Origin of the sequence: Micromonospora orduensis, assembly GCF_006228125.1 — a bacterium.
Lineage (GTDB): Bacteria > Actinomycetota > Actinomycetes > Mycobacteriales > Micromonosporaceae > Micromonospora > Micromonospora orduensis.
This window is the reverse complement of record NZ_VDFY01000153.1, coordinates 57,042-66,792: the sequence shown is the minus strand read 5'-3', so window position 1 is coordinate 66,792 and position 9,751 is coordinate 57,042. Positions and strand designations below refer to the sequence as shown.

13 protein-coding genes are annotated in these 9,751 nt (G+C 71.1%); 8 read left to right on the top strand and 5 right to left on the bottom strand.

What is annotated here, in order from left to right:
• The first annotated feature begins 150 nt into the window (after positions 1-150).
• The 8 genes from FHG89_RS14300 to FHG89_RS14270 all read left to right on the top strand — a co-directional run bounded on the left by FHG89_RS14300 (position 151) and on the right by FHG89_RS14270 (position 7,156).
• Complete coding sequence (locus tag FHG89_RS14300) at positions 151-1,617, top strand: SCO6880 family protein (protein WP_139584863.1); 1,467 nt, start codon at positions 151-153, stop codon at positions 1,615-1,617.
• A 9-nt stretch (positions 1,618-1,626) separates the two neighbouring features.
• Positions 1,627-3,111, top strand: coding sequence for an ATP/GTP-binding protein (locus tag FHG89_RS14295; protein WP_139584862.1), 1,485 nt, complete (start codon positions 1,627-1,629; stop codon positions 3,109-3,111).
• Positions 3,108-4,886, top strand: coding sequence for a type IV secretory system conjugative DNA transfer family protein (locus FHG89_RS14290; RefSeq protein ID WP_139584861.1), 1,779 nt, complete (start codon positions 3,108-3,110; stop codon positions 4,884-4,886). The genes FHG89_RS14295 and FHG89_RS14290 overlap by 4 nt, the downstream gene beginning before the upstream one ends.
• Positions 4,883-5,380: a DUF4913 domain-containing protein gene (locus FHG89_RS14285; protein WP_139584860.1), complete on the top strand. Its 498-nt coding sequence runs from the start codon at positions 4,883-4,885 to the stop codon at positions 5,378-5,380. The genes FHG89_RS14290 and FHG89_RS14285 overlap by 4 nt, the downstream gene beginning before the upstream one ends.
• A gap of 100 nt (positions 5,381-5,480) precedes the next feature.
• A complete protein-coding gene (locus FHG89_RS14280) occupies positions 5,481-5,711 on the top strand; it encodes a hypothetical protein (protein WP_139584859.1) in 231 nt (76 codons plus the stop codon).
• 343 nt (positions 5,712-6,054) lie between these two features.
• The gene (locus FHG89_RS14275) at positions 6,055-6,606 is read left to right on the top strand and encodes an RNA polymerase sigma factor (RefSeq protein ID WP_167517421.1); all 552 of its coding nucleotides are present in this window, start codon (positions 6,055-6,057) and stop codon (positions 6,604-6,606) included.
• The gene (locus FHG89_RS32975) at positions 6,584-6,754 is read left to right on the top strand and encodes a hypothetical protein (RefSeq protein ID WP_167517420.1); all 171 of its coding nucleotides are present in this window, start codon (positions 6,584-6,586) and stop codon (positions 6,752-6,754) included. The genes FHG89_RS14275 and FHG89_RS32975 overlap by 23 nt, the downstream gene beginning before the upstream one ends.
• A 144-nt stretch (positions 6,755-6,898) precedes the next feature.
• Entirely contained in the window at positions 6,899-7,156 is a 258-nt protein-coding gene (locus FHG89_RS14270) for a hypothetical protein (protein ID WP_139584857.1), read from the top strand.
• A gap of 303 nt (positions 7,157-7,459) precedes the next feature.
• On the opposite strand, the gene FHG89_RS32970 is transcribed toward FHG89_RS14270, so the two are convergent.
• The 5 genes from FHG89_RS32970 to FHG89_RS14250 all read right to left on the bottom strand — a co-directional run bounded on the left by FHG89_RS32970 (position 7,460) and on the right by FHG89_RS14250 (position 9,736).
• Positions 7,460-7,627: a hypothetical protein gene (locus FHG89_RS32970; protein ID WP_167517419.1), complete on the bottom strand. Its 168-nt coding sequence runs from the start codon at positions 7,625-7,627 to the stop codon at positions 7,460-7,462.
• 394 nt (positions 7,628-8,021) lie between these two features.
• On the bottom strand, positions 8,022-8,552 hold the full coding sequence (locus tag FHG89_RS33735; RefSeq protein WP_244295435.1) for a hypothetical protein: 531 nt from the start codon (positions 8,550-8,552) through the stop codon (positions 8,022-8,024).
• A gap of 7 nt (positions 8,553-8,559) precedes the next feature.
• Complete coding sequence (locus FHG89_RS14260) at positions 8,560-8,856, bottom strand: hypothetical protein (RefSeq protein WP_139584856.1); 297 nt, start codon at positions 8,854-8,856, stop codon at positions 8,560-8,562.
• 119 nt (positions 8,857-8,975) lie between these two features.
• The gene (locus FHG89_RS14255) at positions 8,976-9,359 is read right to left on the bottom strand and encodes a hypothetical protein (protein ID WP_139584855.1); all 384 of its coding nucleotides are present in this window, start codon (positions 9,357-9,359) and stop codon (positions 8,976-8,978) included.
• Positions 9,360-9,472: 113 nt separating this feature from the next.
• Positions 9,473-9,736 carry a DUF1883 domain-containing protein gene (locus FHG89_RS14250; RefSeq protein WP_139584854.1) on the bottom strand — a complete coding sequence of 88 codons (264 nt, stop codon included), beginning with the start codon at positions 9,734-9,736 and terminating at the stop codon, positions 9,473-9,475.
• Positions 9,737-9,751: the final 15 nt, after the last annotated feature.

Sequence of the window (9,751 nt, the reverse complement as noted above, 5' to 3'; positions counted from 1 at the left end):
GGCTGGGGCCGGGGCTGCGGGGGCAGGAGCTGCCGCAGCTGGACCGGTCGGACTTGCGGCCGCTGCGGGCGTCGCTGCCACGAAGGCCGGGCCAGCGGCGGTCCGCAAGGTCGGCGGGACAGCGTCCGGAGCGACGAACGGTGAGGGCTCGTGAGCACCGGAGTGCAGGAGCGGACCAGCGATCAGCGGACCTACGGCAACTGGCGGCTCGGCCGCGGTGCCGGGCTGTTCGGGCTCGGGCCGGCCGGAACCATCGCCGCGTTCCTGGTCATGGTGCTCGCCGCAGCGATGCTGACGGTCTCGCCGCCGGCCGCGCTGATCACTGCCCTCACCGGCCTGCTTGTCCTCGCTCCCCTGGCGATCCGGATCACTGGGCGCACCGGCTTCCAGGTCATCACCGCCCGTGTGGCGTGGTGGCTCGCCCGTTCCCGGCGCCACCACATCTACGTCTCCGGCGTCGCCTCCCGAGTCACCGCCGCCCACCAACTGCCCGGCGTGCTGGCCCGATCCGAGGTGTACGAGGTCGAGACCGGCCGCTCCGGGCTGGTGGCCGTGGTCGTGGTCCCGCAGAGCCGGCACTACACCGTCACCCTGCGCTGCGCGCCCGAGGGCATGGACCTGGTCGACCAGGCCGTCATCGACGCCCGCGTCGGACACCTGGCCTCCTGGCTGGCCGCGCTGTCGCGCGAACCCCAGCTCGTACAGGCTCAGGTCACCATCGAGACGACGCCGGATCCGGGCACCCGGCTCGCCACCGAAGTCGCGGCGACCTCCCGGCCCGACGCGCCGGCCTTGGCCCTGCAGGTCCTCAACGAGGTGGTCGAGTCGTCCCCGGCCGGATCCGCGACCGTCGACACCCGGGTGTCGCTGACCTACACCGCCCCGCCCGGCCGGTCGATGACGCCCGAGGACGTCTGCCGGGAGGTCGCCGCCCGGCTGCCGCACCTGCACTCCGGGCTGACCGGCGCCACCGGCGCCGGCATCACGCCGATGTCCGCTCGCGGACTCGCCGGCGTGGTGCGCGCCGCCTACGACCCGGCCGCCGCCCTCGACCTCGCCCGCGCTCCTCAGCTCACTCCGGACTGGACCCAGGCCGGCCCGGTGGCCACTCGGGAGAGCTGGGACTCCTACCGGCACGACTCCGGGATCTCCCGCACCTGGTGCATGGTCGAAGCCCCACGCGGGGTGGTGTACTCCCGGCTGTTCAGCCGGCTGACCGACCCCGACCCGCAACTACTGCGCAAACGCGTCACGATGATCTACCGGCCGTACTCCCCCGGTGAGGCAGCCCGGCTCGTCGAATCCGACAAGCGCGACGCGAGGTTCCTGGCCGTCAAGAAGCACCGCGCCAGCGCCCGCGACCTCACCGACCTGGCCGCCGCCGAGCAGGCCGCCGAGGAAGAGGCCACCGGCGCCGGGGTCGTCCGGTTCACCGTGCTGGTCACCGCCACCGTCGCTGACGAGAAGCAGCTCGACGAGGCCACCGGCGTCATCCGGGCCCGCGCCGGGGAGGCCCGCCTGGTGATGCGCCCGATGTACGGGTGCCAGGCCGCCGGGTTCGCCGCCGGCCTACCCGCCGGCGTGGTCCTGCCCACCCACGCCACCATCCCCTTCTAGGACGCCGGCATGCCCAAGAGCACCCGCGACACCGCCGCTGCCCCGCCACGTCGACCCGCCGGCCGCCGACCCGGCCGGCTCGGCTACACCGGGCCGGGCGGCGGGGCCTGGTCGTACATCGAACCGCCCATCGAGTACCGGGGCACCACCGTTCAGGTTTGCGGTCTGTTCCCCTTCGGCACCGGCGCGTCGACGCCGATGATCGGCGTTCCGATCGGCCGCCACCTCTACACCGGCAGCGCCGTCTGCTTCGACCCGATCTCCTGGTACACCCGCGCCCGCCTGATCAACAACCCGTCGGTGTGGATCGAGGGTGAACCCGGCATGGGCAAGAGCACAGCCGTGCGGCGGATGGTCCTCGGCCTCACCGCCCAAGGCGTCACCCCGCTGATCCTCGGCGACCTCAAACCCGACTACGCCGAACTGGTCCGCGCCCTCGGCGGCCAGGTCCTGCGCATCGGGCCGGGCCTGGACCGGATCAACCCCCTCGACGCCGGCCCCTGGCGCCAAGTCCTCGACCGCGTCGACGAGCGCACCGGTGCCGTCGTGCGCGCGGCGGTCACCGACCGGCGGCTGAACATGCTGGTCGCGTTGGCCACCCTGATCCGTCGCGGGCCCGTCAGCTCGGATGAGACCACCGTCCTCGCTGCCGCGTTGCGCTATCTCGCCGAACGCGAGACCGACACCCCGCCGGTGCTCTCCGACGTCCTGCGCATCCTGCGCGACGCCCCCGCCGACGTCCGGGCCGTCACCCTCTGGCAGGAAGAGCACGACCTCCCCCGGTTCCGGGAAGAGACCAACGGGTTGCATCGCACCCTGTTGGCGCTGCTGCACGGCCCGCTCGGCGACACCTTCGAGGGTCAGACCACCACCGCGATTCGCCTCGACACCCCCGCCGTCTGTGTGGACATCTCTAGCATCGACGACACCGACGAACTGCGCACCGCCGCGACGCTGCTGTCGACCTGGTCCTACGGCTTCGCCCAGGTCGAGGCCGCGCACCTGATGGCCGACCTCGGCCTCGCCCCCGCGAGGACGTTCTTCACCGTGCTCGACGAGCTGTGGCGGGCGCTGCGGGTCGGGCACGGCCTGGTCGACCGCGCCGACGGCCTGACCCGCCTCAACCGGCAGAAGGGCACCGGCACCGCCTTCATCACCCACTCCCTGGCCGACCTGGAGGCGCTGCCCACCGCCCACGACCGGGCCAAAGCGAGAGGCTTCGCCGAACGCTCGGCGGTGCTGATGATCGGTCCCTGCTCGGAGCAGGAGCTGGACTCCGTCTCCCGGGTCCGGCCGCTGTCGCAGGCCGAACGCCGTGAGGTGCTGTCCTGGTCGGCGCCGCCGTCCTGGACGGCCGCCGAGGGCAGCGGGACCGTCGGGCGGGGAAACTTCCTGATCAAGGTCGGGTCGCGGCCGGGCATCCCGGTGCACCTGGAGCCCACCGAGACGGAGATGCGCCTGGGCAACACCGACTTTCGCTGGACGATGGCGTGAGCCGCCCTGCCGGGCCGCGCGGTGGCCACGACGACGCCGGCCTACTCGTCGGGGGCATCGCCGCCTTCGCCCTGGTCGCCGCCAGCGGGGTGTGGCTGCCGGTCGCGCTTACCCATCCGCCCGGCTACACCGGTGGCGGCCCGATCCGGGTGGCCGCCGCGGTGGTGCGCGGCGAGATCTCCTGGACCACCGCGTGCACGCTCGTCGTGGCCATCGAGGTCGGCGTCCTGGCGCTGCTCGTCACGGTGGGAGTCGTGGCCTGGCGATGGACTCGTCGACGGCGCACCCGCGTCGACTCCGCTGCCCGGCGGATGGCCAGCCGCGCCGACCTCGCCCACCTCAGCCCGAAGGGCGTCGCCGACAGCGGCCGGCGGCTGCGGCCCAGCCTCGCCGACGTCGACCGGCCCGACCCCGACCAGCTCGGCGTGCTGATCGCCTACACCGTCGCCGGCGGGATGCCACTGCGCCAGTCCTGGGAGGACATGGCCGTCGACATCTGGGGCCCTCGCACCGGCAAGACCACCAGCCGGGCCATCCCCGCGATCGCCGCCGCCCCCGGACCCACGCTGGTCACCAGCGTCAAAGGCGACATCGTCGACGCCACCCGCGACCTGCGCGCCGCCCGAGGCACGGTGTGGGCGTTCGACCCGCAGCACATCCTCGGCGCCGAGCAGGGGATGTGGTTCAACCCGCTGCGCGCGGTGGCCACCATTACCGACGCCCGGCGCCTCGGTGAGCACTTCGCCGCCGCCGAACGTGAGCCCGGCGTCTCCCGCGACGCCTTCTTCGACCCCAGCTCGGAAGAGCTCGTAGCGAACCTGCTGTTGGCCGCCGCCTGCTCCGGACGGGACATCCTCGCCGCGTACCGGTGGGCGGTCAGCCCCCGTGACGACGAACCGGCGATGCTGCTGCGCGAGCACGGCTTCGCGCTGCCCGCCGACGCGGTCTCCGGCGTGGTCAACATGCCCGACAAAACCCGGGGCGGCATCTACGCCGGCGCCCAGAAGATGCTCATGTGCCTCACCGAGCCGGCCGTCACCGCCTGGGTGACCCCACCGACCCGTGGCGGGGTCCTCGAGTTCGACCCGGCCGCGTTCGTGGTCAGCACCGACGTGCTGTACCTGCTCTCCCAGGGCGGGCCCGGCTCCCCCGCCCCGCTGGTCGCCGCCCTCACCGACGCCGTCCTGCGCGCCGGTGAGCTGCGCGCCCGCGCCTCAGCCGGCCGCCGCCTGGACCCGCCGCTGCTGAGCATCCTCGACGAGGCCGCGAACATCTGCCGCCTGCGGCAACTGCCCAACCTGTACTCCTACTACGGCTCCCACGGCCTGCCGATCATCACCATCCTGCAGTCCTACCCCCAGGGCATCGACGTGTGGGGACGCGAGGGCATGCGCAAGCTCTGGTCGGCGGCGAACGTCCGCACCTACGGCGGCGGCGTGGCCGACCCGGACTGGCTCGAAGAGCTGTCGAAGCTGATCGGCGAGCACGACGTCACGACCCGGTCGACCAGCAGCAGCGGATCCGGGTGGGGCCAGCGATCGGTCTCGCACGCCACCCGCCGCCAGCGCATCCTCGACGTCTCCGACCTGCACGCCCTGCCCCGGGGCCGGATGGTCGTCTACGCCTCCGGCGCCCCGCCCGCGCTCGCCCGCACCGCCCCCTGGCAGGACGGGCCCTACGCGGAGGCGATCCGCGCGTCGATCGCGCACTGGGACCCCACAGGCCGCACCGACTGGACCCTCACCCCCGACGTCCCACCGGAGCCAGCCCCATGACCACGCCCACCGCCGGGACGGCCGCCGACGCCGTCGCCGACCTCAGCGCGCTGCTCGGCCAGCTCGCCGGCGACCCGGGCGCAGCCCCGCCGGTGCCCGAGCCCTCGGCGGCGGAATCGGCTGGCGCGGAGCCGGTCTACCGCAACGTCGAGGCGTTCGTCGGCGACTACCTCGCCCACGTCGTCGAGCGGCGCCTCGCCTCCGGGCCGACCAGCGGCATCAACTGGTGCCCGCGGTGGTGGGCGCACCCCGAGGCGATCTCCCGCCTGTACGCGCTCTGGCGGGCCTGGGAAACGCTGCGGGTCAGCGACCCCCAGACCGGCATGAGCATCTGGTGGCGCGACCACCTCGACCCACACCTCGCCGCCCTGGCCGCCGAGTACGGGCCCTTCAACCGGTGCGGCCCCGACAAACACAGCGACCCCCGGCCGCTACCCGTCGAGCCAGCGCCGCCGCAAGTGCTCGCTCAGCTCCCGGACGCGGACACCTTCTGATTCCACGGCATCGCCACATCGACTGCACGGCAAGCGCCATCGACAGCACTCACCAGTCAGAGCCGGACGGGCCACGTACGGCGTGACGAAGGAGTGCCTGGTGCCTGACGAGACGACCAAAGCCATGGGGCCGAAGGTCAAGGCCATCAACGCGGACTCGCGTTCGGAGAAGCCGAGCAGCCGCGACGACACCGCGAAGCTCGTGACGGTCGCCAACCTGGCGCTCGTCGGCGTGCCGAGCGCGTATGCCGTATCTCAGTCGGTACTGGTCACCCTGGTCGCCGCGGTGGCCGCAGTGGTCCTCGCCTGCCTGGTGCGTTGGCACCGGTAGCCGGTTCCAAAAATCCCCCGGAAAAATCTTGGGCGACGGCTTGCACGCTCAGCCGTCGCCCATGCACTCACCTACCGTAAGAACAGGCGGCGCCAGCGGGGCGACGCGCAAGTCGGAGACAGGAGGAGCAACCACTCGCCCTTGAGGGATCGACGGACCGAGGGTCGGCGCTGGGCCGACCAGCGTGAAGAGGTAGCACGACTGGCCACTCGGAAGGCCTGGCCAGAGCAGTACGCGCGAGTACCGGTACGGGCCGGCACCGCGTCGCTGAGAGAGGACCACCTATGCGCGTCATATCAACCACGGCATGTCCGGTACCCCATGCCGAACGAAGGGTGAGTCCATGTCCGACCAGGTGGAGACGGAGAAGGAGCAGGTCGATGTTGAGGGCTTCGTCGAGTACTACCGCGAGGACTTCACGCGCCTGATCCGCTTCCTGATTCGCAAAGGTGCGTCCTTGAGCGAGGCAGAGGACGTCGCCCAAGAGGCCATGAAGTGCGCGCTGCTGAAGTGGCCGACGATCGAGCACCCACCAGCGTGGGTGCGCCAGACGGCAAACTCCATCTTCATCCGCACCCGGCAGAAGTCCCGGCGAGAGCGCGAGTGGTGGCTGCACAACGGCCCCCAGGACGACGCGACCGAACAGATCTTCGACATCGAGGCGCAGCACTTCCACCGTATGGTGAAGGAACTGCCCACCAGACAGCGAGACGTCATGGCCTGGACCGCGGAGGGCTACACGCCCACCGAGATCGCCGGCGTGACCGGCCAGGACCCTGGGACGGTGCGCTCACACCTGCGCCACGCCCGGCAGGCTCTCATCCGCAAGCTCGACCAGCAGCGGAGCGATGCAGCCAGAAGGGAGGCAAGCGATGGACCCACACAAGGACCTTGAACTCGACGAGCTCATCGAGCGAACCTCCGCGTCCACGCTGAGGTCCCTGGACACGACGATCGACGTTGAGCAGCGACTGCGTGACCTGTTCCGAGAGGCCGGGCTCGACCCCGAACTCGTTCCAGAACGCCGCAGCCAGACCCGATAACAGCGACTCCAGCATGTGGGCCCCCCGACCGACTGGTCGGGGGCCCAAGTCGTTGATCACCCCCCCAGGCCAGACGTGACGAAAGAAGCAGTGGCCCCGCCCTCCCTCGGAATCGACACGTCGACTGCCTCGTACCCTCACGACGTGGTGGCGGGACGGTGGGTACGCGCGCGCGGCGGCGGACGGGTCTGGCAGGAGTGGGCGCCGGCTGCCTGCCCCGCCGGCCACCCCGCCCCGCTGCCCGCTCACGGCGAGTGCCCGGCCGGCTGCCGCTGGATGGGGCGCGTGTGGAAGTGCCGGCAGGAGGACTGCCCGCGGGTGGTGGTCGACCCCGATCACCTGCCGCGCTGCCCGCTGGCCGGATCCGAGGGGGCCACAGCCACCAAACGGGGCGACGGTTGATCTCGGCCGGCAGCCCGCCAGATCGGCCCCGCCTCGTGTGTCAGAGAACGCACCCAGAACGCGAGCTAGCGTTACAAGCTGGAGTATCCGCACGTCACGGGGCCGGACGGTACCGCAGCCAGCCGGATTGCAGAAGCCTTCAAGGCAGGCTTCCCTACTTCTATACGGCCGCTTATGACACACTGCGGGTGCTGCGACACGTCGCACGAATAGAAAACAACGAAGAACGCCCCGCCCTCTGGGCCTGGAACCTTCGGAGCGGAGCGCCCTTCGCGACCGGTCATGTAGCCCCGCTATGCGGGGCTACATCCCTTTCCAGGCCCGATAGATGATCACCGCCTTGGCCGTGACCTCCATCAGGAGGACCACCGCGTTGGTGATCTTCTGCCACTGCCACCGGTAGGTGAAGCGGCGGGACTTCGGGGTGCACCGGCACACATGCCGGCGAACCCGGGACGATCGGTTCGACATGACGTACCTCCATCTCCCGGGGGTCTCGGAGTCGTACCCGGGCGCCCTCGCTAGGGGGTGCGACCCGGAGTCCGTCCCGAGGTTGGGATTGGAACGTCACGTCGGAGGGTCACTCTACTGCCCCGCCCCCCCAAGCCCCGCACTATGTCATTGTCGATGCCGCTGTCGCGATCTCCTGAATGGACGTTTTCGCAGCTAGAACCCCCTGCGCGTTACCGCTTCAGCAGAAGGGCGGGTTGGTGACAACACCGCCGAAACGCCCGACCCGCGGCCGCGCAGTGGGTCCACGCGATCAACTTGACCTGGGGTTGAAACTCAAGTCCGCGCGCCCTCGACGACCGGTCATGCCGCACACCAGAGTCGGCGTCAGGCACCGATCTGACGTCCTGGCCGTTCAGCCACCGGCGGTGACGTGCTCGCACACCCGGCGGGGCCGATAGCCGCCCGGGACGTCGGCGCCGACGGTGTCCCAGAACGCCGGCGAGCCGTCGATGTGCCCGCCCAGCGTGTGCCAGGCGTAGCCAGGGTTATCCCTGCGCAGCGCCGCGAGGCCGGCGGCGGCCAGGCCGCGGCGGCGGTAGGCCGGCAGGGTGTGCGGCTGCTCGACCCAGCCGATCCGGCACCGATGACATATCTGGTAGTCGACCTCGAACACGGACTCGTCCCGTACGGAAGCGTCATCGGGGTCGTGGCTGCGTAGGTTCGCCGCGCGCATCCGCCAGCCGATCCGCTCGTTCGAGACGGTGTCCTGCCATGGCGTGGCCAGCCGGGGCACGACCGGCCAGCCGGACCGGCGCGGCCACCGGCCTCCGGTCAACCGCAGGAGCACCTCGCGCCACGGCTCACGCCCGGACACCCGGCCGAGCATCGCCGTGCTGGCCACCAGGTCCCGGATCTCGGCATCACGCGAGCCGGTGCCGGTCATCGGCGGCTCAGTCCTCGCCGGCGTCGGCCTGCGCCTGCCCGGCCTGCTCGACCAGCGCGTTGGTCAGGTCCCGCAGCCCGGCCACGACGTTCCAGTCCGGCCGGCTCGCCGGGTCCAAGCCGCGGGCCTTGGCGTCCTCCCAGATCCGGTCGACGTAGTCGTACAGCGCCTGCCGCGCCTGGACCTGCGCTGCCCGGCCGGCGGCGTCGAGCGCGGCCAGGCCTGCCGCGTCGCGCTCGACAAAGGCGTCGATCAGCTCGATTGCCATGCCCTGGTGGTCCAGTTCATCGTCCACATCGACCATGCCGGTAACCCTAGGGCATCGGATCATCACGCGAGTGTGCGCGATTGTGAAAGCCGCAACGGCCGGTCGTCGTCGGTCGAGCTGGCGAGTCAGGCGTAGCGCCACGGCCCGGACTTCCCCTACCCCTGCGGGAGAGTGAGGGTTGCCCAGACCTGTCTGGTGCCGATCGGGTCGATCGCGCGCAGGTTGACCGGCACGTCGAGCACGACCATGTGCGCGTGCTCGTTCTCGCCCCGGCCGGTTGAAATCAGGCCGCGTACCGCGTGCTCGCCCTGGTCGTCGTCGACGCCGGACTCCGGCACCCCCAGCAGCCGCGCGGCGACCTCGGCCGGGAAGGGGCCGCCCTGCCACTCGATCTCCCAGCTTCGGCCGCCAGCGCCCTGCCACCAGTCGAGATGGGTGGCACCGTTGAGCGCGCCGGTCTCGCGCAGGGCCGACATGACCCGTCCCAGCACTTCGTAGTAGCGCGCCGGGTTGTCCCTCAGGTGGTGCACATCCGTCATGACCTGCTCAACGAATCGAGCCGGGGTCAGGTCCGCCCTGACCCCTGGATGATCCTGCCGGTGACCGTCCGGGGGCACGGCGAGGTGCCGTCGCCTCAGTGGTGGAGGGTGGATCAGTCGAAGACCTGGTTTACCGCGACTCGGATGCGGTCGGGGTTGCTGTCTACGATGAGCCACCAGTGGTCGTCGTACGGCACCTCCAGGACCACGGGGGTGAGGTCGTAGAAGCCGCCGAAGAACTCGTACTCGTCGCCGTCGACGTACGCCTGGTACTCGTCGCCGTCCATAAGGCAGACCCTGGCGGTCGACCCCCGCAGCTCGATCTCGAACACCGCGCCGGTGGCGCATTCGCCAAGGTCCCAGTAAAGGTGATCCACACGCTATGTGTAATA

Excerpts from the sequence above, each read along its gene's own strand:
- FHG89_RS14255 (WP_139584855.1), bottom strand. The coding sequence starts at position 9,359 with ATGACGGATGTGCACCACCTGAGGGACAACCCGGCGCGCTACTACGAA.
- FHG89_RS33735 (WP_244295435.1), bottom strand. The coding sequence starts at position 8,552 with ATGACCGGCACCGGCTCGCGTGATGCCGAGATCCGGGACCTGGTGGCC.
- FHG89_RS14275 (WP_167517421.1), top strand. The coding sequence starts at position 6,055 with ATGTCCGACCAGGTGGAGACGGAGAAGGAGCAGGTCGATGTTGAGGGC.
- FHG89_RS14295 (WP_139584862.1), top strand. The coding sequence starts at position 1,627 with ATGCCCAAGAGCACCCGCGACACCGCCGCTGCCCCGCCACGTCGACCC.
- FHG89_RS32975 (WP_167517420.1), top strand. The coding sequence starts at position 6,584 with ATGGACCCACACAAGGACCTTGAACTCGACGAGCTCATCGAGCGAACC.
- FHG89_RS14260 (WP_139584856.1), bottom strand. The coding sequence starts at position 8,856 with ATGGTCGATGTGGACGATGAACTGGACCACCAGGGCATGGCAATCGAG.
- FHG89_RS14285 (WP_139584860.1), top strand. The coding sequence starts at position 4,883 with ATGACCACGCCCACCGCCGGGACGGCCGCCGACGCCGTCGCCGACCTC.
- FHG89_RS32970 (WP_167517419.1), bottom strand. The coding sequence starts at position 7,627 with ATGTCGAACCGATCGTCCCGGGTTCGCCGGCATGTGTGCCGGTGCACC.